Origin of the sequence: Streptomyces sp. SS1-1 (assembly GCF_008973465.1) — a bacterium.
Classification (GTDB): Bacteria; Actinomycetota; Actinomycetes; order Streptomycetales; family Streptomycetaceae; genus Streptomyces.
On record NZ_WBXN01000004.1, the window covers coordinates 6,631,888 to 6,656,073 of the forward strand.

Here is a 24,186-nt window from a genome sequence, read left to right on the forward strand (position 1 = left end):
TGACGGGACGCTCACCGCTCCAGCAGCATCCGCTGCAGCTCGCGCGCGGCCCGCGGCGGCGCCACGTCGCTGCGGTGGGCCAGCGCGATCGTCCGGTGCAGCCCGGGCCGGGCCAGCGGGGTGACCCGCAGCCCCCGGCCCGACCGCGTCGCCACCATGCGCGGCACGACGGCCAGGCCCAGGCCCGCCCGGACGAACCCCAGCACCGCGTCCATCTCGCCGCCCTCGACCGCGAGGTCCGGTTCGAAGCCCTCGGCACGGCAGGCCGCCACGGTCAGTTCACGCAGGTCGTAGCCGTGCCGGAACATCACCAGACGCTCGCCCTCCAGGTCGGCGACGCGCACCGCGCGCCGGCCCGGGCCGCCGGGTGCGGGCGCCTCCGGCGAGGACACCACCACCAGGTCCTCGCGCAGCAGCTCCACCGTCGTCAGCGCGGGGGAGGGCGTCGGCAGGGGCAGCACGACGAGGGCGAGGTCGAGGGCCCCGCGCGCCAGCTCGCGCACCAGGTCGTGCGAACCGCCCTCCTCGATCAGCAGCCGGATGCCCGGGTAGCGGTCGTGGAAGGCGCGCAGCACGTCCGGGAGCAGGCCCGTGCACAGGCTCGGGGTGGCGCCGAGCCTGACCCGGCCGCTGCGCAGCTGCACCAGCTCCTGCACCTCGTGCCGGGCCGTGTCGGCGTCGGCCAGGATGCGCCGGGCCAGCGGCAGCAGGGCCTCCCCGGCGTCCGTCAGCGTGATGTTGCCCCGGGCCCGCAGGAACAGGTCCGCGCCCAGCTCCCGCTCCAGGGCCTTGATCTGCTGCGACAGCGAGGGCTGCGCCACGTGCACCAGATCGGCGGCACGGGTGAAGTGCCGGGTCTCGGCGACCGCCACGAAGTACTGGAGCTGCTGGAACTGCATACCGCCATCATAGGTGGCGGCTATCGAAACAAGGCGCACCATGTCTTGGACCGATCGGGCCGTCCGGCCCTAGCGTTCTGGGCATGGCTCTGGCAACGCGGACGGACCGACGGCCGTCCTTCGCGCGCACGGTGTGGGACTCGACCGTCGGCAAGAAGACCGTGATGGCGGTCAGCGGACTGATCATGCTGCTGTACCTGGTCGTCCACATGATCGGCAACCTGAAGATCTTCTTCGGCGCCGGCGACTTCAACCACTACGCGCACTGGCTGCGCACCGTCGGCGAGCCGTTCATGCACTACGAGTGGACGCTCTGGATCATCCGCGTCGTCCTGGTCGTCGCCGTCGTCGCCCACGCGGTCTCCGCCTACCAGCTCAGCCGCCGCGACATCAAGGCCCGCCCCAGCAAGTACGTCCACAAGAAGCCGCGCGCCTCCTACGCCACCCGCACCATGCGCTGGGGCGGCGTCATCCTCGGCCTCTTCATCGTCTGGCACCTCCTGGACCTGACGACCGGCACCGTGCACGCGGGCGGATTCCAGGAGGGACGCCCGTACCAGAACGTCGTGGACACCTTCTCCACCTGGTACGGCAACGTCATCTACATCGTGGCGATGCTCGCCGTCGGCCTGCACATCCGGCACGGCTTCTGGAGCGCCGCCCAGACCCTCGGCGCCGGCAGCCGCACCCGCGACCGCGCCCTGAAGGCCACGGCCAACGTCCTCGCGCTGCTGCTCACGGCCGGCTTCATCGCCGTACCCGTGGGCGTCATGACCGGAGTGGTGAGCTGAACATGACCTACCCCGACTACACCGCCTACACGACCGGCGAACCCGTCGCCGACACCAAGGCCCCCTCCGGCCCCGTCGCCGAACGCTGGGACACCCGGCGCTTCGAGGCCAAGCTGGTCAACCCCGCCAACCGGCGCAAGCACACCGTCATCGTCGTCGGCACCGGCCTCGCGGGCGGCTCGGCGGGCGCGACGCTCGCCGAACAGGGCTACCACGTCGTCCAGTTCTGCTACCAGGACTCCCCGCGCCGCGCCCACTCCATCGCCGCGCAGGGCGGTATCAACGCCGCGAAGAACTACCGCAACGACGGCGACTCCATCCACCGCCTCTTCTACGACACCGTCAAGGGCGGCGACTTCCGCGCCCGCGAGTCCAACGTGCACCGCCTCGCGCAGATCTCGGTGGAGATCATCGACCAGTGCGTCGCGCAGGGCGTGCCGTTCGCCCGCGAGTACGGCGGCCTGCTCGACACCCGCTCCTTCGGCGGCGTCCAGGTCTCCCGCACCTTCTACGCCCGCGGCCAGACGGGCCAGCAGCTCCTGCTCGGCGCCTACCAGGCGCTGAGCCGGCAGATCGCGGCCGGCAACGTCGAGATGCACCCCCGTACCGAGATGCTCGACCTGATCGTCGTCGACGGACGGGCCCGCGGCATCGTCGCCCGCGACCTCATCACCGGGAAGATCTCCACGTACTTCGCGGACGCCGTCGTCCTCGCCTCCGGCGGTTACGGCAACGTCTTCTACCTGTCGACGAACGCCATGAACTCCAACGCGACCGCGATCTGGCGGGCGCACCGGCGCGGCGCGTACTTCGCCAACCCCTGCTTCACCCAGATCCACCCCACCTGCATCCCGCGCACCGGCGACCACCAGTCCAAGCTGACCCTGATGAGCGAGTCGCTGCGCAACGACGGACGCATCTGGGTGCCCAAGGCGAAGGGCGACACCCGCCCGCCGCACCAGATCCCCGAGGACGAGCGCGACTACTACCTGGAGCGCATCTACCCGTCCTTCGGCAACCTGGTCCCGCGTGACATCGCCTCCCGCGCCGCGAAGAACGTGTGCGACGAGGGCAGGGGAGTGGGCCCCGGCGGCCAGGGCGTCTACCTCGACTTCGCCGACGCCATCCAGCGCATGGGACGCAAGGCCGTCGAGGCCAAGTACGGCAACCTCTTCGACATGTACCAGCGGATCACCGACGAGGATCCGTACCAGGTGCCCATGCGGATCTACCCCGCCGTGCACTACACGATGGGCGGCCTGTGGGTCGACTACGACCTCCAGACCACGATCCCCGGCCTGTTCGCGATCGGCGAGGCCAACTTCTCCGACCACGGCGCCAACCGGCTCGGCGCCTCCGCGCTGATGCAGGGCCTCGCCGACGGCTACTTCGTCCTGCCCGCCACCATCAACGACTACCTCGCCCGCAACCCCCACCACGAGCGGGTCACCGACGAGCACCCCGCCGTCCGGGAGGTGCTGGCCGAGACCGAGGACCGGCTGAACCTGCTCCTCGCCGTGGACGGCGACCGCACCCCGGACTCCTTCCACCGCGAACTCGGCGAACTGATGTGGGAGTTCTGCGGTATGGCCCGCAGCGACGCCGGACTGCGCAAGGCCCTGGAGCGCATCCCTCAGATCCGCGAGGAGTTCTGGCGCCGCATCAAGGTCCCCGGCACCGGCGAGGAGTTCAACCAGTCGCTGGAGAAGGCCAACCGCGTCGTCGACTACCTGGAGCTCGCCGAGCTCATGTGCCTCGACGCGCTGCACCGCACCGAGTCCTGCGGCGGCCACTTCCGCGAGGAGTCCCAGACCCCGGACGGCGAAGCCGCCCGCAAGGACGACGAGTTCGCCTACGCGGCCGCGTGGGAGTTCACCGGCACCGGCGAGGCTCCGACCCTGCACAAGGAAGACCTGGTCTTCGAGTACGTCCACCCCACCCAGCGGAGCTACGCATGAAGCTCACCCTGCGCGTCTGGCGGCAGAAGAACGCCGAAGCCGAAGGCGCCATGTCCACGTACGAGGTGGACGGCATCTCCTCCGACATGTCCTTCCTGGAGATGCTCGACACCCTCAACGAGGAACTCATTCTCAAGGGCGAGGACCCCGTCGCCTTCGACCACGACTGCCGCGAGGGCATCTGCGGCGCCTGCTCGCTCGTCATCAACGGCGACGCCCACGGGCCCGAGCGCACCACGACCTGCCAGCTGCACATGCGGTCCTTCCAGGACGGCGACACCATCGACATCGAGCCGTGGCGGGCGTCCGCCTTCCCGGTGATCAAGGACCTCGTCGTCGACCGGTCGGCGTTCGACCGGATCATCCAGGCCGGCGGCTACATCACCGCGCCGACCGGCGCGGCCCCCGAGGCGCACGCCACGCCCGTGCCCAAGCCCGACGCCGATCTCGCCTTCGAGCACGCCGAGTGCATCGGCTGCGGGGCCTGCGTGGCGGCCTGCCCCAACGGCGCGGCGATGCTGTTCACCTCCGCCAAGGTCAACCATCTGAACGTGCTCCCGCAGGGCGCCCCCGAGCGCGAGACCCGCGTGCTCGACATGGTGGCCCAGATGGACGAGGAGGGCTTCGGCGGCTGCACCCTCGCCGGCGAGTGCGCCACAGCCTGCCCCAAGGGCATCCCGCTGATGTCCATCACCAGCATGAACAAGGAGTGGCTGCGCGCCACCCGGAAGGCCAAGCGGTAACACCCCCGGGGCGGCGGCCCCCCACGAGACGTTCGCCGAGCGGTGCGGACGGGCGGGACCGGGAGAGGTGCTCCTCCCGGTCCCGTCTGGTGTTCCCCCGGTCACCGGCCGGGATCGGCGAGCAGCGGGCCCAGCGGGCCGAGGTCCAGGTTCAGGTCGGCGCGTCGCAGCCCGTGCTGCGCGCACAGCTCGTCCATGCGCTCGTCCAGCAGCATCAGCGCGGTGCCGAGCCGGTCCTCCTGCTCGGCGCTGAGCGTGCCCTCGTCGAAGCGGCGCACCGCCTGCCGTTCCATCAGCTGCCGCAGCAGCTCCACCACGGTCAGGACCAGCGCCGCCAGGTCGTTCGAGACCCGCTCCGGGTCCAGGTCCACGGCGTGGGCGCGGGGCGCGGTCACAGCGGCCCGCTGTCCGGCCAGGGCGCGGGCACCCGCTCGCTCACCGACGCCAGCAGGGCGTGCAGCGAGATCCGCACCAACGGCACGTCGGCGATGGCCAGCACCAGGTCGCCGCTGACCACGACACCGGTCGCCAGCACCCGGTCCAGCAGATCGACCAGGGGCACCCCGACGGGCGCGTACGGCTCCGGGCCGTCCCACGGCACCGGCGCGCTCACGTCACCACCTCCACCGGGTCCGGCCGGGCGAACGAGTACGGGATCCAGGGCCCCGACACCGTGACCTCCAAGCCGGCGGTCCCGGCCTCGCGGGCCAGCCGGCCGACGGCCCGCACGAACTCCTCGCGCCGGACGTCGTCGACCAGATAGGCGGCGTTGAGCAGTTGCGGCACGCTCGTGCCGGTCAGCCGCTCGCTCTGCGGCCGGTGCCGGGTCGCGGCGACCGCGTGGGCCCGCAGCTCCCGGTCGACGGCGTGGGCCCGGGCCATCGCCTGTTCGCGCGTCTCCCGTTCGGTGCGCCGGCGGGCGCTGGCCCGGCGCAGGTACGACCGCCCGTCGGCGGCCCCCTCTCCGTCGGCGGGGTCCGCGGCCCCGGCCGCCGGGCCGTGCACCTTCACCGCCCACTCCGTACGGTCGCGCAGCCGCTCCAGCAGGGCCCGCAGGGACGCCTCCCGGGCGGTCACGGCCCGGACCGCGTTGCCGTCGTCGAGGTACAGCGTCGCCATCGGGAGCGGGACGGCGGAGCCCGCGCCCGCGGCCGCCTCCACACCCCGGTGGTGGGCGCGGGCGCAACGCTCCAGCACGTCCGGCCGGTTCAGCCGCTCCGCGAGCGCCTCCTCGCCGAAGTCCGCGGCGGGCACGTCCTGTACGACCAGATGGAACGGGCCCGCGGGCAGGGCGCGCAGCGGGCCGCCGCCGTCGTGGCCCGGCGTCCGGGCGAGCACGTCCGGCGGCGCGGGGGAGTCCGTCACCGCGAAGACACAGAGGAGGGTGGGCGCCGGCTCCACGTCGGGCGCGGTCGCCCGGCCGGCCGGGAGCGTGCTCATCGGGACACCTCCGTGGGGTGGGAACCGGTGCCGGCGTCGGGGTCCGCTTCCTCCAGGGCCTCCAGACGGGCGCGCAGCCGGGCGTTCTCCTCGGCGAGCGCGTCCCGGGCGGCGCGTGAGGACAGCGCCGGGTCCGTCTCCCACCAGTCGATGCCCGCCTTCTTCGCGGTCTCCACCGAGGCGATGAACAGGCGCAGCCGGATGGTCAGCAGCTCGATGTCGAGCAGGTCGATCTTGATGTCGCCGGCGATGACGATGCCCTTGTCCAGCACGCGCTCCAGCAGGTCCGCCAGGCTTCCGGAGGGCGGCCCGGCCGGCTGCGGATCCAGGCCGGACGGCCAGGTGGAGAGGTCGGTCACCGGGCGCCTCCGTGCGGCGGGAGCCCGCCCTGGTGGACGGGACGCTCCAGGCGCGCGAGGAGCCGTTCCTCCTCCGCCTCGAAGGCCGCCTCGTCGATGAGACCCTCGTCCAGGTCCCGGTTCAGCGCCGCCAGCCGGGCCTGCACCCAGCGCGGGTCGCACGCCTGGCGCTCGGCCTCCCGGCGCAGCTGCTCGGCGACCCACAGCGTGCCGCGCACCGGGGCCACGGGCAGCAGCAGGATCTCGGTCAGGAGCCCCATCGGGTCACCGCCCGGCCGGCGCGGCCGGCGGGTCCACGAAGCTGTAGCAGGGCAGCGGGCCGGTGAGGCTGAGCGCCAGCCGGTCGCCGACGGCACCGGCCCGCTCGGTCACCGCCTCGCGGAACCGCTGTTCGTCGGCGGCGCGGACCAGGAACGACGTGCTCAGCACCTGCTCGTCGTCGACGGGGCCCTGCGCGGTGCGCACGGCGAGCGGGACCAGCCGGGCCAGGACGTCCCGTGCCGCGCCGCGCGCCTCCCGGGCGACCCCCTTCGCCAGGGCCTCGCCGAGCCGCACGTTCGCCTCGTAGCCGGGGCGCTGCCGGGTGCGCCGGGCGAGCGCCCGCAGGGAGCCGTCCCGGCGCACGAGGTCGGCGAAGTGCCCGGGCACGACGGCGCCCTTCACGTTCATCTCGACACAGCCCCGCACGGCCTCCAGCTGGGCCGTCAGATGGGCCCGGTGCGTCCGTAGCCGGTCGAGCAGTTCCTCCGGGCCGGCACCGAGCATGGCGAACCGCATCGGCAGCACCGGCCCCTGCGCGGCCAGCTCCGTCAGCACCGCCTGGTGGGCCGTCAGGTCCCGGCGCCTGGCCCGCAGGGACGCCGGCGCGTCCGAGACCGCCGCGCACAGCCCGGACCCGGTCAGCAGCCGCACCCGCGCCCCGTCCACACCCGGGGTGCCGGGCGGGCGGGCACCCTCGGGGACGATGCCGTAGACGTAGAGCGTGCCGGCGGTGGTGGGGGCGGCGGTGGCCGTCACGGTCATTCCTCCTCGGCCGCGCGGCGCCTCGGCCGCGGGCGGTCGTCGTCACTGCGGCGCTTGCGGGCGGGCCGGCGGGCGGGTTCGGCGGTCTCCTCCTCCACCGCGGCCTCCGCCGCCTCCTCCTCGGGCGTCCCGGCCTCCGGGCTGAGCACGTCGCGCACCTTGTCGGTCAGGGAGCGGGCGGTGCGCTTGGCGCCGGCCTTGCCGATGGTCTTGGCGACCGGCCCGCCGAACAGCTCCGGCACGGTCTTGGAACGCGGGTCGCTCTCCAGGTCGAGGCGGTTGCACGCCTCGGCGAAACGCAGATAGGTGTCGACGCTGGCGACCACGATCCGGGCGTCGATCTTGAGGATCTCGATGCCGACCAGGGAGACGCGCACGAAGACGTCGATCACCATGCCGCGGTCGAGGATCAGCTCCAGTACGTCGTAGACGTTGCCGGCGCGGGGTGCGCAGACGATCTCGTCGCTGTGGACGGTCATGCGGGAGGTCCTTCCCGTGGGGCGGTCGCGCGCGCGGTCACTGGTCCTGGGCGCCGCGCCGGTACCGTGCGATCCGCCGGTACTGCTGCAGTTCGCCCGCCCGGTCCAGCTCCACCTGGTAGGTCGCGAGCAGACTCGTGGTGTCGGGGATGCGCGCCAGTTCGAGCACGTCGATGTCGACGACCCAGCCGCCGTCCTCACCGCGGCAGACGGCCGACACCCCTTCCAGGGGATGCCCGATCAGCTGCGTCAGCGCCTCGGCGGCACTGCGGGCGGCGCCTCCCGCCCCCCGCACGGTGCGCCGGCGCGCGGCGGACGAGGCGGAACCCTTGCGGCGCTCGCCGGTTCCCGTTTCGGTCATGGACCCCACTCTGGCCACAGCGGCCCGGACCCGCTCCCGGAGCTACGCCGTCCGGGCCGGACACCTCACGGCAGGACGCGCGCCAGATACGGTGCCGTGGCGCTGTCCGGCGCCGCCGCCACCTCGGCCGGGGTGCCGGCCGCAACGATCCGGCCGCCCGCGTCACCGCCGCCCGGACCCAGGTCGATCACCCAGTCGGCGCCCGCGACGACGGACATGTCGTGCTCCACGACGATCACAGTGTTCCCGGCGTCGACCAGGCCGTGCAGCTGACGCATCAGCACCTCGACGTCGGCCGGGTGCAGTCCGGTCGTCGGCTCGTCCAGGAGGTACAGCGTGTGCCCGCGCCGGCCGCGCTGCAGCTCGCTCGCCAGCTTGATGCGCTGGGCCTCGCCGCCGGACAGCTCGGTCGCGGGCTGCCCGAGCCGGAGATAGCCGAGACCGACGTCCAGGAGCGTGCCGAGACTGCGGGCCACGGCCGGGGTGTCCGCGAAGAAGTCCGTGGCGGCCTCGACCGTCAGGTCCAGCACCTCGGCGACATCGCGCCCCCGGTACCGCACCTCCAAGGTCTCCGCGTTGTAGCGGGCGCCGCCGCACTCCGGGCACGGCGCGTACGTGCTCGGCAGGAACAGCAGCTCCACGCTGACGAACCCCTCGCCCTGGCAGGTCTCGCAGCGTCCGCCCGCCACGTTGAAGGAGAACCGCCCGGCACCGTACCCCCGCGCACGGGCCTCGTCGGTCGCCGCGAACACCTTGCGCACCACATCGAACAGCCCCGTGTACGTGGCCAGGTTGGAGCGCGGGGTACGGCCGATCGGCCGCTGGTCGACCGAGACGAGCCGCCCCACACCCGGCAGGTCCTCGGTGATCTCCCCGATCAGCGTGGACTTCCCCGACCCCGACACCCCGGTGACGGCCGTGAACACCCCGAGCGGGAACGCGGCGGTCACCCCGCGCAGATTGTGCCGGGTGACCGGCCCGACCGTCAGCCGGTCCCGGGCCGTGCGCACCGGGCGCGGGGCGGGCGGGGCGTCGTCGAACAGGAAGCGGGCCGTCGCCGATTCGGCGACCGACGCCAGCTCCGCCACCGGCCCGCTGTGCAGCACCCGCCCGCCGTGCTCCCCGGCCCGCGGCCCCACGTCCACCAGCCAGTCCGCGCCCCGCATCACATCGAGGTGGTGCTCGACCACGAACACCGAGTTCCCGGCCTCCTTCAGCCGGGCCAGCACCCGCAGCAGCGCCTCCGTGTCCGCCGGGTGCAGGCCCGCCGACGGCTCGTCGAGGACGTACACCACACCGAACAGCCCGGACCGCAACTGCGTGGCGAGCCGCAGCCGTTGCAGCTCGCCCGCCGACAGCGTGGGCGTGGCCCGGTCGAGGCTCAGATAGCCGAGGCCCAGCTCGACCACGGGCGCGATACGGGCCCTCAGGTCCCCGGTCAGCACCCGCGCGGTCTCCGACCCGCCGCCGTCCAGGGTCTGCGCCAGCTCCACGAGCGGCAGCGCGGCCAGCTCGGCGATCGTCCGGCCCGCGAACGTCACCGCCAGCGCCTCCGGCCGCAGCCTGCCGCCCCCGCACAGCGGGCAGGGTTCGGAGGTCAGGAACCGCTCCGCCCGGGCCCGCAGCGTCGCGCTGCGCGAGTCGGCGAACGTCTTCATGACGTACCGCCGGGCGCTCATGTACGTGCCCTGGTACGGGCGTTGGATACGGTCGGCGTCACGCACCGGGTGGACCGTGACGACGGGCTGCTCGTCGGTGAACAGGATCCACCGCCGCTGCTCGGCCGGCAGCTCCCGCCACGGCCGGTCGACGTCGTAGCCCAGCGCGTCGAGGATGTCGCGCAGGTTCTTGCCCTGCCAGGCCCCCGGCCACGCGGCGATCGCGCCCTCCCGGATGGACAGCGACGGGTCGGCGACCAGCGACTCCTCGGTCGTCCGGTGCACCCGGCCCAGCCCGTGGCACTCCGGGCACGCCCCGGCGGCGGTGTTCGGCGAGAAGGAGTCCGAGTCGAGCCGCTCCGCGCCCGGCGGGTAGTCGCCGGCCCGGGAGTACAGCATCCGCAGCGAGTTGGACAGATTGGTGACCGTGCCGACCGAGGACCGCGACGTCGGCGCGGACCGGCGCTGCTGGAGCGAGACGGCGGGCGGCAGCCCGGTGATCTCCGCGACCTTCGGCGCGCCGACCTGGTGGATCAGCCGGCGGGCGTACGGGGCGACCGACTCGAAGTAGCGGCGCTGCGCCTCGGCGTAGATCGTCCCGAAGGCCAGCGACGACTTCCCGGAGCCGGACACCCCGGTGAACACGGCCAGCACATCGCGCGGGACGTCGACGTCCACCCCCTGGAGGTTGTGCTCGCGGGCGCCGCGGACGCGGACGAAGGGGTCGTGCGGGGAGTGCATGGGGCGGTGCTCCGGGAGGCTGCGGGGGCGGGGGTCCTCAGCCTAGGCAACCAGGTCACCGGCCTTCCCGCCCGCCGCGTCAGGAGTGGACGATCCGGGCCAGGCGCCGGTAGGAGTCCACCAGCGCCTCCCGGTCGTACGTGCTGGTCGTCACCAGCACCTCCTGGGCGGCCGTCTCCTTCAGCAGCGTCTCCAGCGCGTGCGCGACCTGCTCCTCGGTGCCCGCCACCTGCCCGCTCAGCCCCCGCTCGTAGAACTCGCGCTCCCGGCCCGACAGGGACAGCGCCTCCACGCGCCCGGCGGGCGGCAGCGGCGGGAAGGTGCCGTGCGTCCGGGAGTACGCCATCGACCACGCCTCCGGCACGAGCAGCCGGCGGGCCTCCTCGGGCGTGGCGGCCACCGCGACGGTGCCCGAGATCACCACGTACGGCTCGGCCGCCCACTCCGACGGACGGAACCGCTCCCGGTACCGGTCGACGCCGCGCCGCATCCGCTCCCGGTCCCGCAGGTCCCCGATCACCATCGGCAGCCCGGCGCGGGCCGCGATGTCCGCGCCCTCGCCCATGGCCAGCACGAACGGCGGCACCGTCAGGCCCTCCGGGGGCCGGGCGTGCACCCCCGTCGGCGAGGTGCCCCGGAACCAGCCCAGCAGCTCCTCCAGCTGGCCCGCGAAGTCCTCCGCGTCCTCCTTGTCCCGGCCGAGCGCCCGGCGCACCCCGCCGGTGAACCCGACCGAACGGCCCAGCCCCATGTCGATCCGGCCCGGGAACAGGGACTCCAGCACGCCGAACTGCTCGGCGACCACCAGCGGCCGGTGGTTGGGCAGCATCACCCCGCCCGTGCCGACCCGGATCGTGCGCGTCGCGCCGGCCACGGCGGCCGCCAGCACGGTCGGCGCCGACCCGGCGACCCCGGGCACCCCGTGGTGCTCCGACACCCAGAAGCGGTGGTAGCCGAGCTCCTCGGCCACCCGTGCCAGCCGCACGGTGTCCCGCAGCGCCTCCGGGGCCGTGTGCCCCGCGCGGGTGCGGGAGCGGTCGAGGACGGAGAAACGGGTCGAGGCGATCACGGAGCTCATACAGGGTTCAACGCCGGGCGGCGCGGGAGATTCCTGCCCGGCGGGTCCGGCGGCGCGACCGGTCGTACCCTGGCGGACGTGACCGACAGCCGACGCCCGCTCGCCGTGTTCGACCTGGACAACACCCTCGCCGACACCGGGCACCGCCAGCACTTCCTGGAGCGCAGGCCGCGCGACTGGGACGGCTTCTTCGCCGCCGCCCCGCAGGACCCGCCGCTGGACGAGGGGATCGCGCTGGCCCGCGAGAGCGCGCGGGAGTGCGAGATCGTCTACCTGACCGGCCGGCCCGCCCGCTGCCGGCGCGACACGCTCGCCTGGCTCGCCGAGCACGGCCTGCCCGACGGGGACCTGCACATGCGCCGGAACGACGACCGCAGGCCCGCCCGGCGCACCAAGTTGGAGACGCTGCGCCGCCTCGCCCGCACCCGGGAGATCCGGGTCGTGGTCGACGACGACGAGCTGGTGTGCGAGGACGCCGAACGGGCCGGCTTCCCGGTCGTCCGCGCCCGCTGGACCGCCCCGTCCGCCAGCCTGAAGGAGGCGCAGGAGCGCGAGGGACGGACCTGAGGCGGGGGAGTCCTACTCGGACTCCTCCAGCCGGAACCCGACCTTCATGGTCACCTGCCAGTGCGCGATGTCACCGCCGTCGAGCTGGCCGCGTACATCGGTCACCTCGAACCAGTCCAGGTTCCGCAGGGTCTGCGAGGCCCGCGCGATGCCGTTGCGGATGGCCTGGTCCACGCCGTCGGGCGAGGTGCCGACGATGTCCGTGACCCGGTAGGTGTGGTTCGACATGTGGGTGCTCCTCTCACACGCGTCACTCCACCGTGCCCCACCGCGGGGCATCGCGCGAGCCGTCCGTCAGCGGGCCGTGCTCAGCGAGAGCGCGAAGCGGCCCTCGGCGTCCGTCCACCAGTGCGTCAGCTCCAGGCCGGCCGCCGACAGTTCCGCGCGCACCCCGTCCCGGCGGAACTTCGCCGACACCTCGGTGCGCATCTCCTCGCCCGCCGCGAAGTCCACGGCCAGGTCCAGCGCGGGCACCTTCACGGTCTGCGCGGTACGGGAGCGCAGCCGCATCTCGATCCACTCCTGGCGGGGGTCCCACACCGCCACATGGTCGAAGGCGCCCGGGTCGAAGTCGGCGCCCAGTTCCCGGTCGATCACGGCGAGGACGTTCTTGTTGAAGGCGGCCGTCACCCCGGCCGCGTCGTCGTAGGCGGCGACCAGGACCCGTTCGTCCTTCACCAGGTCCGTGCCGAGCAGCAGCGCGTCACCGGGGGACAGCAGCGTCCGCACGGAGGCGAGGAACTCCGCGCGCTCCGGCGGCAGCAGATTGCCGATGGTGCCGCCGAGGAACGCCACCAGCCGGGGACCCGGCGTGTCCGGCAGGTCCAGGCCGGCGGTGAAGTCGGCGATCAGGGCGTGCACCTCCAGACCCGGCCGCTCCTCGACGAGCGCCCGCCCGGCCTGGGTGAGGGCGCTCTCGCTGACGTCGACGGGGACGTACGTGTGCAGCCCGGTCAGGGCGTCGATCAGATAGCGGGTCTTCTCGGAGGAGCCGGAGCCCAGCTCGACGAGGGTGCGGGCGCCGGTGGCGGCGGCGATCTCTCCGGCCCGGCCGGTGAGGATCTCCCGCTCCGCGCGCGTCGGGTAGTACTCGGGCAACTCGGTGATCTTCTCGAAGAGTTCGCTGCCCTGGGCGTCGTAGAACCACTTCGGCGGAAGCGTCTTCGGGGTGCTGGTCAGGCCCGCGAGGACGTCGGCGCGCAGGGCGGCCGAGGTGGCGTCCTCGGGGAGGGTGCGGGTGACACGGAACGGACTCACGTGCTGGGCTCCTTGCGTGGTGCGTAGGCCAGGGCGCCGCTCGGTTCCTTGAGCGGGGTGAGCAGGACGTCGGCACGGCTCGCGGCGAGCAGGGTGCGGTCGTGGACCTCCTGCCAGTGCGGGTCGTCGTCGTAGGGCTCGGAGGCCACGACGGTGCCGCCGCCGGCGCGGCGCAGATACCAGAGGGTGTCGCCCCAGGTGGTCGCGGTGATCGTGGCGCCGTCGGTGAGGAGCAGGTTGAGCCGGGAGCCGGGGGCCGCCTCGGCGACCTCCAGGACCGTGTCGGCCAGCGCCTGCCCCGGTTCGTCGCCGGCGCGCAGCCGTGCGAGCACCAGGGCCCACACGAACGCGGAGTCGTTGCGGGCCTCCATGGACAGCAGGTCCACGGCGGGCAGGGTCGGCGTGAGCGGCGCGAGCGAGCCGGGCCAGCCCTGCACGGCGCCGTTGTGGCTGAACAGCCACGCCCCGGCGGCGAACGGGGCCGCCGCGGCCTCCTGGTCGGCGCCCGGCACGGTCGCGTCCCGTACGGCGGCGAGCAGCGCGGTGCTGCGCACCACCCGGGCGAGGTCCGCGAACGACGGGTCGGCCCACATCGGCCCGGCGCGCCGGTACCGGGCCGCCACCGGGTCCTCGTCGGCGTACCAGCCGACGCCGAACCCGTCGGCGTTGACGGTCCCGTACCGCTGGTGCCGGGGCGCCCACGCCTGCCGGTACAGGCCGTGCGGGGGCTCCACGAGGAGCCGGCCGAGCGGCTCCGCGGGGCCCACGTAGGCGAGGTGACGGCACATCAGGCGCCCTCGGCGGAACGCGCGGTGCGGAACCCGGAGAAGATCTGCCGCCGGATCGGATAGTCCCAGTTGCGGAACGTGCCCCGGCAGGCCACCGCGTCCACCGCGAAGGACCCGCCGCGCAGCACCTTGTACTCCGGCCCGAAGAACACCTCCGAGTACTCCTTGTACGGGAACGCCTGGAAGCCGGGGTACGGCAGGAAGTCGCTCGCCGTCCACTCCCACACGTCACCGATCAACTGCCGTACGCCGAGCGGCGACTCGCCCTCCGGGTAGCTGCCCGCCGGGGCCGGCCGCAGATGGCGCTGGCCCAGGTTGGCGTGCCGGGGGGCCGGGTCGGCGTCGCCCCACGGGTAGCGCGTCGAGCGGCCGGACACCGGGTCGTGGCGGGCGGCCTTCTCCCACTCCGCCTCGGTGGGCAGCCGCCGTCCGGCCCAGCGGGCGTAGGCGTCGGCCTCGTACCAGCACACGTGCAGCACCGGCTCGTCGGGCGGTACGGCCTCGGTGACGCCGAAGCGCCGCCGCAGCCACTGCCGGCCGTCCCGGTGCCAGAACAGCGGGGCGTGGATGCCGTGCTGCCGGATGTGCGCCCAGCCCTCCTTCGTCCACCAGCGCTCGTCGTCGTAGCCGCCGTCGTCGATGAACGCCTGGTAGGCGCCGTTCGTCACGGGCGTGGTGTCGATGTGGAAGGACGCCACCTCGCGCCGGTGCGCGGGGCGTTCGTTGTCCAGCGCCCACGGCTCGGTGGACGTGCCCATGGTGAACGGGCCGCCGGGCACCAGGACTTCGGACGGCCCGGTGAACGGGGGCGCCGGGTCCGGGTCGGGGGCGGTCAGGGCCTGGGGGCCCCTGCGGAGCTGATGCGTGATCAGCATCGTCTCGTCGTGCTGCTGTTCATGCTGGGCGATCATGCCGAACGCGAAGCCGGCCTCGGTCAGCCGCGTCCCGTGGAACGCGGTGCCCTCCAGCAGGTCCAGGACCCGGCCGCGCACCTCGGACGCGTACGCCCGGGCCTCGGCCGGAGGCAGCAGCGGCAGCGAGGGGCGCTCGGAGCGGGGGTGCTCGAAGGCGTCGTACAGGCCGTCGATCTCGGGGCGCATCGCGTCCCGTCCGGCGACCGCGCGGAGCAGCCACTGCTCCTCCTGGTTGCCGATGTGGGCGAGGTCCCAGACCAGCGGGGACATCAGCGGGGAGTGCTGGGCGGTCAGGTCCGGTTCGTCGACGCAGCTGGTCAGCAGGGTCGTGCGGGCACGGGCCGTGGTCAGGGTGGTGAGGGCCCGCTCGCGGAGCGTCTCGGCGTCGAGGGCGGGGTCGGTCATGGGGTGTCCTTCCCGTGCGGGGTCCCCGCGTGCGGGCGGGTCCGGGGGTGCGGGCGGTCCGTGCCGCGGTGCCCGTCGAGCAGGTCGTCGGCGGGGCAGCGGCCCCGGGCGACATAGCGGTCGTGGTAGGCCGCCACCGCGTCCGTGACCGCGGTGTCCGCGCCGAGGCGGGGCAGGGCCTCCTGGGCCGCCGTGAAGCAGAGGACCGCCACCTCGTGGAGCTCGGGGTCGGCCAGGCCCGAGCGGGCCGCCTCGGCCCACAGCGGGTTGTGCGGGGCGGGCCGGGACAGGGCCCGCTCGGCGAGCGGCTTCACGGCCCGGTAGGCGGTCTCGGCCGCCTGTGGGTCGTCGAAGAGCGCGGTGGTCACGGCGAGCGGCACGATCCAGCCGTCGTCGCCGGGCTGCGCGTCGATCATCCGCAGCTCCAGATGGCCACGCGGCCTGACCGGCGGGAACAGCGTCGTCAGGTGGTAGTCGAGGTCCGCCCGGGTGGGCGGCCGCGGCGCGCCCGACCGGGTCCACTCGCGGAAGGACAGCCCTTCGGGCACCTCCCACGGACCGTCCTCGCGGCGGACGCACATCACGGGCGCGTCCAGCACGTGCCGCGCCCAGCCGGCGCGCGGGTCGCCGTTCAGCGGGGGCGCGCCCGCGCGGCCCGGGCCGATGTCCATCCAGAACCGCTGCCGGGTGGAGACCCAGCCGGTGGGTTCCCGTCCGGCCAGCGGGGAGTTGGCGAAGGCGGCGACGAGGACCGCGCCCAGCTGGTGGGCGAGCCACCAGCGCCGGCCGTGGCCCAGCGGGCCGGGTTCCTCGTACCCGGCGTCCAGGCAGACCTGCACGGACGCGGAGGTGCACATCATGGCGCGTCCGGCCGGGCCCCGGCGGTCCAGCACGGTCTCCATGGCGTCGTAGCGCGGCTCGCGCAGGAAGCGGCGCGGGGGGTGCCAGGGGTCGGTGCCGAGGCCCGCGAGGGCGAGTCCCTGGCCGGCCAGCACCGCGCGGACGGCGGCGAGGTCGGCGGAGACGATGCCGACGCACTCGGTGAGCGAGCCGGCGGGGGGCGAGCTCAGCTCCAGCTGCCCGCCGGGCTCCACGGTGAGAGCCGACCTGAGAGGCAGGGAGCGTACGGCGGCGAAGGCCGCTTCGAGTCGTTCGGGTGGCACGGGGAGCCGCGGGTCCCGCAGCTCCTGCACTATCCATTCCACTTCCACCCCGAGCGTGCGGGGCGGACCTGTCTTGAAGCAGATGCCCCGGACCAGGGCCTCCACTTCGGCTTCGGTGACGACGGAGCGGGAGCGCTCCGTACAGTCACTGACCGAGTCGGACATATCGGGATCCTCCTGAGAGTCCACGATGCCACCGGCCCACGGATCTCGCGGGCCGGAGCGGCACACCCGTACCACCCAAGACGTTCGCGACGACTCGCACAAGAGTGCGTACTCGGCATGTTCGAGGTCGGTAATCTCCCTTTCGCCGGGCTGTCCTGGGGCTTTCCGGCCGTTTCGCGGGGCCCGCGGGCCGCCGGAATTCCTGTTGCGGCGCGGCACCAGGATCGCCCAGGATGCTCGGGTGAGCACGACGGGGGAGAACGCGAGCGGCCCGCGCGGTCGCGGGTTCATGGCGCGCACGGGGGTGGCGCCATGAGCGCGCGCCTGCGCGGCATCGCCAAGGAGACCGAGGAGATCGTCGCCGCGGGCTCCTACCGCGCGCCGGACGGCCGCGAGGTGTCCCTCGCCGCCGTCGTCCGCGCGGCCCGCGAGAGCACGCGGATGTTCGGCCCCGACCCCGTCCCCGTCCCGGACGCCGCCCCGGTGACGACGTCGTTCGAGGTCACCGGGGAGAGCAGCCTGGAGGCGGCCCGCCGCCTCGGCGCCGGCACCGCCGTGCTGAACTTCGCCTCCGCCCGCAATCCCGGCGGCGGCTTCCTGAACGGCGCGCAGGCCCAGGAGGAGGCCCTGTGCCGCGCCTCGGCCCTGTACACGTGCCTGCGGGCGGCACCCGCGTTCTACGACCACCACCGCGCCCATCGCGACCCGTTCTACACGGACCGTGTCATCCACGCGCCGGGCGTGCCCGTCTTCCGTGACGACCGGGGCCGGCTGCTCGCCGAGCCGTACACGGCGGGCTTCCTGACCGCCGCCGCGCCCAACGCGGGCGTCGTCCGGCGCACGGTCCCGGAGCGCGCCGGCGAGCTGCCCCGCGCGCTCGCCGTCCGCGCCGAGCGGGTGCTGGAGGTCGCCGCCGCGCACGGCTACCGGCGGCTGGTGCTCGGCGCCTGGGGCTGCGGCGTCTTCCAGAACGACCCGGCGCGGGTCGCGGAGGCGTTCCGGGGCCTGCTCGAACCGGGCGGACGGTTCGGCTCCGCGTTCGAGCGCGTGGTCTTCGGCGTTCTCGACCGCACCCGGGACGGCGCGACCCGCGCCGCGTTCGCCGCCGCGTTCCCCGTGGGTCAGGTCCAGCCGTAGCGCTCGTGCAGCCGGCGCCGGACCAGGTCGAAGCGGCCCCGGTCCAGGGCGCACGCCTCCCGGCGCATCCCGTCCTCGTGCAGACGCAGCACCCGGTCGACGCCCACCCAGGAGTCCCGGCCGGTGCGGTCCCAGGGGCCGCTGCCGATGGCCACCCACTCACGGTCGCCGTCGTGCGCCTTGCTGGACAGCTGCACCGCGAGGAAGGTCCCGGCGGCCTCCCGCGCCACCACGAGCACCGGGCGGTCCTTGCCCCGGCCGTCGTTCTCCTCGAAGGGCACCCAGGTCCAGACGATCTCCCCGGGGTCCGGGTCGCCGTCGTGCTCGGGCGCGTACTCGGTGCGGACCCTGCCGACGGCGCGCGGGTCGGCCTCGGTGGTGGCGGAACGGCCGTACCGGCCCGGGACGTTCTCTTCGGTGTGCGTGTTCACGCAGGCACCCTAAGGGCTGTCCCCACCGCCCGGTCCAGAGGGTCAGCCGGCCGCGACCGGTGCCGTCTCGCCCTGCTGCGGGGGCCACAGTTCGTGCCAGCGCAGCTCCGACTCCAGTTGCGCGGCGAGGGAGATGAGCAGCGGCTCGCTGTGGGCCGGGCCGAGCAGCTGGCCGCCGACGGGCAGGGAGCCCACGAAGCCGGCCGGGACGTTGACCCCGGGCCAGCCCAGCACGTTCCACGGCCACGCGTACGGGCAGGCGGCGATCATCGCCCGGTCGGTGGCGAAGCCGCCGAGCCCGGCCAGCGCGCCGATCCGGGGCGGGGGAGCTGCGGTCGTCGGCGCGAGGACGACGTCGTAGGTCTCGTAGAACCGGCCGATCCGGCGGTGCAGGACCGCCTCCGCGCGCCGGGCCGCCCGCAGCGGGGGCCCGCCGAGCAGCCGGCCCAGCCGGACGGCCCCGCGGGTGCGCGGGTCCAGGAGCGCGGGGGAGGGCACGTCGGCCGCCCACTCGGCGATCCCGGCCGTGGCACGCGGCACGAACGTCAGCCCGATCCGCCCGTACGGCGGGTCGGCCTCCTCCACGTCGTGGCCCAACGCGGCGAGCCGCGCGGCGAGTTCGATGACCTTGGCCCGCACCTCGGGCTGCAGCCGGGCGGGCACCGCGGTGAACGGCGGCTTGAGGGAGAGCGCGATCCGCAGCCGGCCCGGGTCGCGGCCGACGGCGCCCGAGGCGTGGACGGCCGGCGGGCGGTGCGGGTCGCGCGGATGGTTGCCGGCGGCCGCGTCCAGCAGCAGCGCCGCGTCGGCGACCGTGCGGGCGAGGGTGCCGTTGACGGTGATGCCCTTGAAGGACTCGCCGCGCGGCCAGGTGGAGATGCGCCCCCGCTGCGGCTTGATACCGATCAGATGCGTCCAGGAGGCCGGGATGCGGACCGAGCCCGCGCCGTCCGAGCCCAGGGCCGCCGGCACCAGACCGGCCGCCACCGCCGCCGCGGACCCGCCGGAGGAGCCGCCCGGCGTGTGGTCCGGGTTCCAGGGGTTGCGCGTGGCGCCGAAGGCGGGCCCCTCAGTGAACGGCCACTGCCCCAGCTCGCAGGTGTTGGTCTTGCCGACGATCACCGCCCCGGCCGCGCGCAGCCGCCGTACCGCCTCTCCGTCCTCGGCGGCCGGCGGGAACTCGCCGCGGCAGCCGAACGCGGTGGGCTCGCCGGCCACGTCCATGTCGTCCTTGACCGCGACCGGCACGCCGAGCAGCGGCAGCCGCTCACCGGAGGCCAGCCGCTCGTCCGCCGCCCGCGCCTCCGCGAGGGCGGCCTCGGCCCTGACCACCCGGAACGCGTTCAGCGACCCCTGCGTGGCCTCGATGCGCGCCAGCGCCTCGGCGACGAGCGTCCGCGAGGTCACCTCCCCGTCGGCCAGCGCGCGGGCGGACTCCACGAGACCTGCGGCACGGTCGGGCGTCATACGGGGCACCTCCGGGACGACGATGTCTACCGAACGGTAACCTCCGGCGGGCCGGGGCGAAACGTTTTCGCCCCGGTGTGGCTCGAGGGCGGCGCGCCCGGCCTCGGTGAAGGCGGTCGCCTCCCGCCGGGCCGCGACCAGGTGGAGGCGCTGGGCGGTCCCCCCCGGCGTGCGCGGCGTCCCCGCCGTGCGGGTCCGTGCGGAAGCCGCAGCCGTCGATCTGGCCGGCGCGGCGGAGGGCGTCACTTCACCCACCGGCGCGCCCAACGCCCGTCAGCCACCGCTGACTTCGGCGTGCGGCAGCCCTCCCCGTGCCACCTTGATCCTCAATGTTGAACATGTGACGTATGTGCACTTGTGAGAAAAGATGCGCCTTCTGAGGCGATGTGGTCATCTGGGTTGTGGAGGCTATGGCTGACCCCAGAGGAGATGGTGATATGCCTTCCATGGACAAGGCGACCAAGGACACGACCGGCGTCCGTACGGACCTCGACGCGGCCCTCGACCCCGCAGAGCCCGACGGAGTGTTTCGTGACAGCCGGGAGTGCGCCGCCCTGGCGCTGCTCTCCGGAGAAACCGCGCTGCTGCTGTCCCCGCCGACCCCGCGCCCGAAGAAGGGCTAGAGGACCGGCGAACCCGACAGGAGCACGCTGAATGGAGCAGTCAGGCACTTCGGCCCTCTTGCAGGGCGCGGTGCAGGACCTTGCGTCCGACGTGGTCTCCGCCCTCCGGGGCGGGGACCATGTGCGCATGTCCGGCACCTCCGCACTGGACGACGCCGAGGGCAGTCTCACCCTCGCGGCCGTGCGGGTACTGGGAGCGGATCTGCTGCTCCCGCACGTCCTCTTCCCTACGCCACCCGACCCCGAGGCGCTCGCCGCCTTCCGCCGCACCGCCGAGGCGTACCCGCCCCGCCCCGACGCCGGCCCGACCGTCCACTGGAGCCACTGGGCGATGCGCCGCACCCTCGCGCGCCTCGGCTCCCCCCTGCCCCCGCCGTCCGGCACCGACGCCGGGGAACCCGGGACCGCCTGGCTGGAGACGGCCGGCTGGCAGGCGCTGACCCATCAACTCGCCGTCCTGGCCGCTTTGGCCGTGCCCGGGGAGGACAGCCCGGTGGCCCGCGTGGCGCGCGGCCGCCCCGTGGACCTCGCCCGCGGCTTCGTCCGGGCGGTACGCCGCCGGGACTGGCAGCAGGCCGCCGGAGCGGGACGCTGGCTCACCGTCGTCGACGGCGTGCCGGACACCCTCGGACTCGAAGCGGGCCTGGACTTCGTGGAGCTGATGGGCGGCACCGACCCCCGGGTCGCGCTCCAGGTGCAGGCCGCGCGGGTCATGCGGGCGGCCGGAGCACTCGTATGACGGCGACGGACGTCGCGCGGATCCAGGAGGTGGGCGCCGCCGCGCTCGCCTGGCTGACCGCCCACCGGGACGAGTTCGCCCTCGGCGAGGGCGCGCTCGCCGCCGACGGACAGGTCGACGCCACCTGGAAGCCCCTCGGGGAACTGGCCCAGACCTGTACGAGCGTCCTCGCGGCCGTCCCGGCCGGTGACCCGCTGCACGAGGCCGCCGCCGGCCTGCTGCGGTTCGCCTGGCGGCAGACCGGCCAGGGGGAGCTGTTCCTGCGCCTCCAGCGACTGGAGCCGTTCGCGACGTACCCGCTGGAGATCTACTCCGTGTTCGCCTCCGCCGGGCTGCGGCACCCCGGCTACGAGACGGCCGCCGCCACCACCGCCCGCACCCGCGGCTGGCGGCTGACGGAACAGGACCCGACCCGCCGGCTCGGCGTGCTCAAGGCCGAGCGGCGCGCCGGCATCCACCGGGCCGAGGACGCCGAGCGGATCCTGCGGGACACCTGGCTGGGCGGCCTCCCGGAACCCTGGACGTTCGAACGGTCCGCCGGGTACGCGCTCACCCACGTCGTCTTCCACCTCACCGACTGGGGCCGCGCCCCCGACGGCGTCCCCGCGGACCTGTCCGCCTACCTCGCCCACTGGCTGCCCGCCTGGCTCGACACCTGCCTCGACGCCGGGATGTGGGACCTGAGCTGTGAACTGCTCGTCGTGGCGGCGAGCCTGCCGGACCCGCCCGACCCCGGCGTCCTGCGGGACGCGTGGCCCCGGATCGCCGACGCGCAGTGCGCCTCGGGCGCCCTCCCGCAGCAGGAGTACGGCGACGGGCGGGAGCCGGACTTCCCGCACTGCTACCACTCCACGCTCATGGCCGCCTTCGCCGCCGCGCGGTGCCTCACCCGTCCGACCGCCGAGGCCGCCGCCGGCGCCGGCGCACACCACCGGTACAGGGGACAAGGAGTGCCCGGATGACCGACACCCGTCTCATGCACACCGTCGGCGTCCGCGCCCTGGAGTGGCTGTGGGCCCACCGCGACGGATTCCGCCTCGACCCCGACGCCGACCCCCGGATCGGCTTCCTCGACCGCTTCAAACCCGTCGGCGAACTCGCCCTGATCTGCCGGGTCCTGTTCCGGGAGGGCGTGGCCGGGTCCCGGCAGGCCGACCTGGCCCGGCGGCTCCTCGACCACACCTGGCGCGAGACCCTGGACGGCGGGCGCATGCTGGCCCGCGGCCAGCGCGTCGAACCCCTGTCGCCGATCCCCTTCGAGGTGTACCTGCCGTACAAGGAACTCGGGTACACCGAGCCCGAGGTGGAGCGCGCGGTGCGCCTCTACCACCGGCTGGAGAGCTGGTCGGCGCTCGAGGTGGACCCGAACCGGCGACTCGGACTGGCCGCGTTCCAGCGGCGCTTCGGCCTCGCCCCGCGCACGCCCGAGACGGACCTCGCGGCCGCCACCTGGCTGGGCCACACCCCCGAACCGTGGACCGTCAGCGGCCGCATCGCCTACGACGTCACCCACACCGTCTTCCACCTGACCGAGTGGGGGGCACGCCCCGAGGGGCTGCCGCCGCACCTCGCCGACTACCTCACGACGTGGCTGCCGGTCTGGATCGACGACTGGCTGGACCTGGAGCGCTGGGACCTGCTCGGCGAACTCCTCGTCGTCGACGCCTGCCTGCCCCGCCCCACCCTGGACGAGCGGGCCTGGGCCGGTTTCGCCGCCGCGCAGCAGGCCGACGGCGCCATGCCGGACGTGCGGTCCATGCCCGAGGGCGACCCGGACGAGGTGTTCGACCTCGTGTACCACCCGACGCTGGTGGCCGCGTTCGCCTCGGTGCTGGCCACCTCACGGGCCCTGACCGCCCTCACCCACGCCACCGCATGAGCGCCCCCCTGGCGCCGTGGCCGGGCGCGGCCGAGGACACCGCTCGCCGGGCCGCCGTCCCCCGCGGGGAGCACGACGGCCTGACCGAGCGGCTGGTGCGGGCCGTCGACGCCGTGGACGCCCCCGACGTCGTCCTCGCGCTGTCCCGCGACGGCCGCCGCACCGTGCACTGCGGGGGCACCGCTGTGTCCCCGGCGGTGCCCCGGCAGGACCTGCGCTACGAGATCGGCTCGGCCTCCAAGGCGTTCACCGGACTGCTGTTGGCGCGGCTCGTCGACAGCGGCCTGCTGACCGGGGGTGAACCCGCCGCGGCCTGTCTGCGGCCGGGTGCGCCCGTCGGCGCCGACCCCGTGACCCTCGCCCACCTCGTCACGCACACCGGGGGACTGCCCGCCCTGCCGCCCGGCTTCCACCGCACGGCGCTGCCCGCCTGGCGCACCAACCCCTACGGCCGCTACCCCGCCGAACGGGTCGTCGACGCCTTCCTGAGCCACCGCCCCCGGCACCGGCCCGGCACCCGCTGGCACTACTCCAACTTCGGCGTCGCCGTGCTCGGGCACGCCCTGGCCACCGTCACCGGCACGCCCTGGGACGAACTGCTCGCCGCCCACGTGCTGCGCCCGCTCGGCCTGCACGCCACCTCCCTGCGCCCGGAGGACCCGAAGACCGACGCCACCGGGCACGCCAAGGACGGCCGCACCCCCACGCTCCCCTTCGACGCCGGCGGTTTCGACGCGGCCGGTGCCGTCCGGGCCACCCCGCACGACCTGCTCACCTTCCTGGAGGCGCACCTCGACCCGGCCGGCTCCCCGGCGGCCGGCGCGCTGCGCGCGGTGCGCACCCCGGTGCTGCGGCGCGGCCGGGGACACGTCCACGAGCACACCGTGGCGTGGTTCCGGCACCCCACCGACGGCGGGCCGATGTACTTCCACAGCGGGGCCACCCTCGGCCAGCAGGCCTTCCTCGGCTTCCGGCCGGACACCGGGACGGCGCTGGTCGCGGTGTGCACCCGCCGCTACCGCGCCCGCGACCCGTTCGTGCCCACGGCGTACGCGCTGCTCGCCGAGGACTGACGGAAGATCGACGCACCGCGGCCGGTGCGGGGCCCGGCCCCGCACCGG

Annotated in this window: 28 protein-coding genes; 10 read left to right on the plus strand and 18 right to left on the minus strand. The window is 74.4% G+C overall.

Going from position 1 to position 24,186, the window contains the following annotated elements:
• Positions 1–11: 11 nt before the first annotated feature.
• Positions 12–899: a LysR family transcriptional regulator gene (locus tag F8R89_RS31685; RefSeq protein ID WP_151787184.1), complete on the minus strand. Its 888-nt coding sequence runs from the start codon at positions 897–899 to the stop codon at positions 12–14.
• Between the two features lie 83 nt (positions 900–982).
• On the opposite strand from F8R89_RS31685, the gene F8R89_RS31690 reads away from it, so the two are divergent.
• Genes F8R89_RS31690 through F8R89_RS31700 form a run of 3 tightly spaced genes read left to right on the plus strand, consistent with a single transcriptional unit; the run spans position 983 to position 4,391 of the window.
• Entirely contained in the window at positions 983–1,690 is a 708-nt protein-coding gene (locus F8R89_RS31690) for a succinate dehydrogenase (RefSeq protein WP_062671743.1), read from the plus strand.
• 2 nt (positions 1,691–1,692) lie between these two features.
• On the plus strand, positions 1,693–3,648 hold the full coding sequence (locus tag F8R89_RS31695; RefSeq protein ID WP_151787185.1) for a fumarate reductase/succinate dehydrogenase flavoprotein subunit: 1,956 nt from the start codon (positions 1,693–1,695) through the stop codon (positions 3,646–3,648).
• Positions 3,645–4,391: a succinate dehydrogenase/fumarate reductase iron-sulfur subunit gene (locus F8R89_RS31700; RefSeq protein ID WP_151787186.1), complete on the plus strand. Its 747-nt coding sequence runs from the start codon at positions 3,645–3,647 to the stop codon at positions 4,389–4,391. The genes F8R89_RS31695 and F8R89_RS31700 overlap by 4 nt, the downstream gene beginning before the upstream one ends.
• Before the next feature lie 101 nt (positions 4,392–4,492).
• On the opposite strand, the gene F8R89_RS31705 is transcribed toward F8R89_RS31700, so the two are convergent.
• The 10 genes from F8R89_RS31705 to F8R89_RS31750 form a co-directional block, all read right to left on the minus strand.
• Positions 4,493–4,786 carry a gas vesicle protein K gene (locus tag F8R89_RS31705; RefSeq protein WP_151787187.1) on the minus strand — a complete coding sequence of 98 codons (294 nt, stop codon included), beginning with the start codon at positions 4,784–4,786 and terminating at the stop codon, positions 4,493–4,495.
• The gene (locus tag F8R89_RS31710) at positions 4,783–4,992 is read right to left on the minus strand and encodes a gas vesicle protein (protein WP_151788365.1); all 210 of its coding nucleotides are present in this window, start codon (positions 4,990–4,992) and stop codon (positions 4,783–4,785) included. The genes F8R89_RS31705 and F8R89_RS31710 overlap by 4 nt, the downstream gene beginning before the upstream one ends.
• An 8-nt stretch (positions 4,993–5,000) precedes the next feature.
• Positions 5,001–5,831, minus strand: coding sequence for a GvpL/GvpF family gas vesicle protein (locus tag F8R89_RS31715; RefSeq protein ID WP_151787188.1), 831 nt, complete (start codon positions 5,829–5,831; stop codon positions 5,001–5,003).
• Positions 5,828–6,190, minus strand: a complete 363-nt coding sequence (locus F8R89_RS31720) for a gas vesicle protein (RefSeq protein WP_151787189.1) — start codon at positions 6,188–6,190, stop codon at positions 5,828–5,830. The genes F8R89_RS31715 and F8R89_RS31720 overlap by 4 nt, the downstream gene beginning before the upstream one ends.
• Positions 6,187–6,450: a gas vesicle protein GvpG gene (locus F8R89_RS31725; RefSeq protein WP_151787190.1), complete on the minus strand. Its 264-nt coding sequence runs from the start codon at positions 6,448–6,450 to the stop codon at positions 6,187–6,189. Before F8R89_RS31725 ends, F8R89_RS31720 begins: the two co-directional genes overlap by 4 nt.
• A 4-nt stretch (positions 6,451–6,454) precedes the next feature.
• Complete coding sequence (locus F8R89_RS31730; RefSeq protein WP_151787191.1) at positions 6,455–7,213, minus strand: GvpL/GvpF family gas vesicle protein; 759 nt, start codon at positions 7,211–7,213, stop codon at positions 6,455–6,457.
• Complete coding sequence (locus F8R89_RS31735) at positions 7,210–7,692, minus strand: gas vesicle structural protein GvpA (RefSeq protein WP_151787192.1); 483 nt, start codon at positions 7,690–7,692, stop codon at positions 7,210–7,212. The genes F8R89_RS31730 and F8R89_RS31735 overlap by 4 nt, the downstream gene beginning before the upstream one ends.
• A 37-nt stretch (positions 7,693–7,729) precedes the next feature.
• Positions 7,730–8,053 (minus strand): gas vesicle protein, encoded by a 324-nt coding sequence (locus F8R89_RS31740; protein WP_151787193.1) that lies wholly within the window; start codon positions 8,051–8,053, stop codon positions 7,730–7,732.
• 65 nt (positions 8,054–8,118) lie between these two features.
• Positions 8,119–10,452: an ATP-binding cassette domain-containing protein gene (locus F8R89_RS31745; protein WP_151787194.1), complete on the minus strand. Its 2,334-nt coding sequence runs from the start codon at positions 10,450–10,452 to the stop codon at positions 8,119–8,121.
• A 79-nt stretch (positions 10,453–10,531) separates the two neighbouring features.
• Positions 10,532–11,530, minus strand: a complete 999-nt coding sequence (locus F8R89_RS31750) for an LLM class flavin-dependent oxidoreductase (protein WP_151787195.1) — start codon at positions 11,528–11,530, stop codon at positions 10,532–10,534.
• A gap of 78 nt (positions 11,531–11,608) precedes the next feature.
• Here F8R89_RS31750 and F8R89_RS31755 point away from each other — a divergent pair, with 78 nt between their 5' ends.
• On the plus strand, positions 11,609–12,097 hold the full coding sequence (locus F8R89_RS31755; RefSeq protein ID WP_151787196.1) for a hypothetical protein: 489 nt from the start codon (positions 11,609–11,611) through the stop codon (positions 12,095–12,097).
• A 12-nt stretch (positions 12,098–12,109) separates the two neighbouring features.
• On the opposite strand, the gene F8R89_RS31760 is transcribed toward F8R89_RS31755, so the two are convergent.
• The 5 genes from F8R89_RS31760 to egtA all read right to left on the minus strand — a co-directional run bounded on the left by F8R89_RS31760 (position 12,110) and on the right by egtA (position 16,789).
• Positions 12,110–12,325: a dodecin gene (locus tag F8R89_RS31760; protein ID WP_151787197.1), complete on the minus strand. Its 216-nt coding sequence runs from the start codon at positions 12,323–12,325 to the stop codon at positions 12,110–12,112.
• A 66-nt stretch (positions 12,326–12,391) separates the two neighbouring features.
• On the minus strand, positions 12,392–13,354 hold the full coding sequence (gene egtD, locus F8R89_RS31765; protein ID WP_151787198.1) for an L-histidine N(alpha)-methyltransferase: 963 nt from the start codon (positions 13,352–13,354) through the stop codon (positions 12,392–12,394).
• Positions 13,351–14,142 (minus strand): ergothioneine biosynthesis protein EgtC, encoded by a 792-nt coding sequence (gene egtC / locus F8R89_RS31770; protein WP_151787199.1) that lies wholly within the window; start codon positions 14,140–14,142, stop codon positions 13,351–13,353. Before egtC ends, egtD begins: the two co-directional genes overlap by 4 nt.
• A complete protein-coding gene (gene egtB, locus F8R89_RS31775) occupies positions 14,142–15,461 on the minus strand; it encodes an ergothioneine biosynthesis protein EgtB (protein WP_151787200.1) in 1,320 nt (439 codons plus the stop codon). Before egtB ends, egtC begins: the two co-directional genes overlap by 1 nt.
• A complete protein-coding gene (gene egtA / locus F8R89_RS31780) occupies positions 15,458–16,789 on the minus strand; it encodes an ergothioneine biosynthesis glutamate--cysteine ligase EgtA (RefSeq protein WP_151787201.1) in 1,332 nt (443 codons plus the stop codon). The genes egtB and egtA overlap by 4 nt, the downstream gene beginning before the upstream one ends.
• Positions 16,790–17,101: 312 nt before the next feature.
• On the opposite strand from egtA, the gene F8R89_RS31785 reads away from it, so the two are divergent.
• On the plus strand, positions 17,102–17,926 hold the full coding sequence (locus F8R89_RS31785) for a TIGR02452 family protein (protein WP_192806288.1): 825 nt from the start codon (positions 17,102–17,104) through the stop codon (positions 17,924–17,926).
• Here F8R89_RS31785 and F8R89_RS31790 read toward each other — a convergent pair.
• Together F8R89_RS31790 and F8R89_RS31795 are read right to left on the minus strand one after the other, a co-directional pair.
• Positions 17,911–18,357, minus strand: coding sequence for a type II toxin-antitoxin system PemK/MazF family toxin (locus F8R89_RS31790; RefSeq protein ID WP_151787203.1), 447 nt, complete (start codon positions 18,355–18,357; stop codon positions 17,911–17,913). The genes F8R89_RS31785 and F8R89_RS31790 overlap by 16 nt on opposite strands.
• Positions 18,358–18,399: 42 nt before the next feature.
• Positions 18,400–19,824: an amidase gene (locus F8R89_RS31795; protein WP_151787204.1), complete on the minus strand. Its 1,425-nt coding sequence runs from the start codon at positions 19,822–19,824 to the stop codon at positions 18,400–18,402.
• A 437-nt stretch (positions 19,825–20,261) separates the two neighbouring features.
• Here F8R89_RS31795 and F8R89_RS31800 point away from each other — a divergent pair, with 437 nt between their 5' ends.
• The 5 genes from F8R89_RS31800 to F8R89_RS31820 are packed head-to-tail and all read left to right on the plus strand — an operon-like array spanning position 20,262 to position 24,138.
• On the plus strand, positions 20,262–20,447 hold the full coding sequence (locus tag F8R89_RS31800; RefSeq protein WP_151787205.1) for a hypothetical protein: 186 nt from the start codon (positions 20,262–20,264) through the stop codon (positions 20,445–20,447).
• 31 nt (positions 20,448–20,478) lie between these two features.
• On the plus strand, positions 20,479–21,186 hold the full coding sequence (locus F8R89_RS31805; RefSeq protein ID WP_151787206.1) for a hypothetical protein: 708 nt from the start codon (positions 20,479–20,481) through the stop codon (positions 21,184–21,186).
• Entirely contained in the window at positions 21,183–22,148 is a 966-nt protein-coding gene (locus F8R89_RS31810) for a DUF6895 family protein (protein ID WP_151787207.1), read from the plus strand. Before F8R89_RS31805 ends, F8R89_RS31810 begins: the two co-directional genes overlap by 4 nt.
• Complete coding sequence (locus F8R89_RS31815; protein WP_151787208.1) at positions 22,145–23,065, plus strand: DUF6895 family protein; 921 nt, start codon at positions 22,145–22,147, stop codon at positions 23,063–23,065. Before F8R89_RS31810 ends, F8R89_RS31815 begins: the two co-directional genes overlap by 4 nt.
• Complete coding sequence (locus tag F8R89_RS31820; protein ID WP_151787209.1) at positions 23,062–24,138, plus strand: serine hydrolase domain-containing protein; 1,077 nt, start codon at positions 23,062–23,064, stop codon at positions 24,136–24,138. Before F8R89_RS31815 ends, F8R89_RS31820 begins: the two co-directional genes overlap by 4 nt.
• The last annotated feature ends 48 nt before the right edge of the window (positions 24,139–24,186 follow it).

Bases quoted from the DNA above. Each gene is read 5' to 3' on its own strand.
- F8R89_RS31740 (WP_151787193.1), bottom strand. From the start codon at position 8,053: ATGACCGAAACGGGAACCGGCGAGCGCCGCAAGGGTTCCGCCTCGTCC.
- F8R89_RS31700 (WP_151787186.1), top strand. From the start codon at position 3,645: ATGAAGCTCACCCTGCGCGTCTGGCGGCAGAAGAACGCCGAAGCCGAA.
- egtB (WP_151787200.1), bottom strand. From the start codon at position 15,461: ATGACCGACCCCGCCCTCGACGCCGAGACGCTCCGCGAGCGGGCCCTC.
- F8R89_RS31715 (WP_151787188.1), bottom strand. From the start codon at position 5,831: ATGAGCACGCTCCCGGCCGGCCGGGCGACCGCGCCCGACGTGGAGCCG.
- F8R89_RS31760 (WP_151787197.1), bottom strand. From the start codon at position 12,325: ATGTCGAACCACACCTACCGGGTCACGGACATCGTCGGCACCTCGCCC.
- F8R89_RS31745 (WP_151787194.1), bottom strand. From the start codon at position 10,452: ATGCACTCCCCGCACGACCCCTTCGTCCGCGTCCGCGGCGCCCGCGAG.
- F8R89_RS31695 (WP_151787185.1), top strand. From the start codon at position 1,693: ATGACCTACCCCGACTACACCGCCTACACGACCGGCGAACCCGTCGCC.
- F8R89_RS31725 (WP_151787190.1), bottom strand. From the start codon at position 6,450: ATGGGGCTCCTGACCGAGATCCTGCTGCTGCCCGTGGCCCCGGTGCGC.
- F8R89_RS31735 (WP_151787192.1), bottom strand. From the start codon at position 7,692: ATGACCGTCCACAGCGACGAGATCGTCTGCGCACCCCGCGCCGGCAAC.
- F8R89_RS31820 (WP_151787209.1), top strand. From the start codon at position 23,062: ATGAGCGCCCCCCTGGCGCCGTGGCCGGGCGCGGCCGAGGACACCGCT.
- F8R89_RS31685 (WP_151787184.1), bottom strand. From the start codon at position 899: ATGCAGTTCCAGCAGCTCCAGTACTTCGTGGCGGTCGCCGAGACCCGG.
- F8R89_RS31795 (WP_151787204.1), bottom strand. From the start codon at position 19,824: ATGACGCCCGACCGTGCCGCAGGTCTCGTGGAGTCCGCCCGCGCGCTG.
- egtA (WP_151787201.1), bottom strand. From the start codon at position 16,789: ATGTCCGACTCGGTCAGTGACTGTACGGAGCGCTCCCGCTCCGTCGTC.
- egtC (WP_151787199.1), bottom strand. From the start codon at position 14,142: ATGTGCCGTCACCTCGCCTACGTGGGCCCCGCGGAGCCGCTCGGCCGG.
- F8R89_RS31800 (WP_151787205.1), top strand. From the start codon at position 20,262: ATGCCTTCCATGGACAAGGCGACCAAGGACACGACCGGCGTCCGTACG.
- F8R89_RS31785 (WP_192806288.1), top strand. From the start codon at position 17,102: ATGAGCGCGCGCCTGCGCGGCATCGCCAAGGAGACCGAGGAGATCGTC.
- F8R89_RS31730 (WP_151787191.1), bottom strand. From the start codon at position 7,213: ATGACCGTGACGGCCACCGCCGCCCCCACCACCGCCGGCACGCTCTAC.
- F8R89_RS31815 (WP_151787208.1), top strand. From the start codon at position 22,145: ATGACCGACACCCGTCTCATGCACACCGTCGGCGTCCGCGCCCTGGAG.
- F8R89_RS31690 (WP_062671743.1), top strand. From the start codon at position 983: ATGGCTCTGGCAACGCGGACGGACCGACGGCCGTCCTTCGCGCGCACG.
- F8R89_RS31750 (WP_151787195.1), bottom strand. From the start codon at position 11,530: ATGAGCTCCGTGATCGCCTCGACCCGTTTCTCCGTCCTCGACCGCTCC.
- F8R89_RS31810 (WP_151787207.1), top strand. From the start codon at position 21,183: ATGACGGCGACGGACGTCGCGCGGATCCAGGAGGTGGGCGCCGCCGCG.
- F8R89_RS31805 (WP_151787206.1), top strand. From the start codon at position 20,479: ATGGAGCAGTCAGGCACTTCGGCCCTCTTGCAGGGCGCGGTGCAGGAC.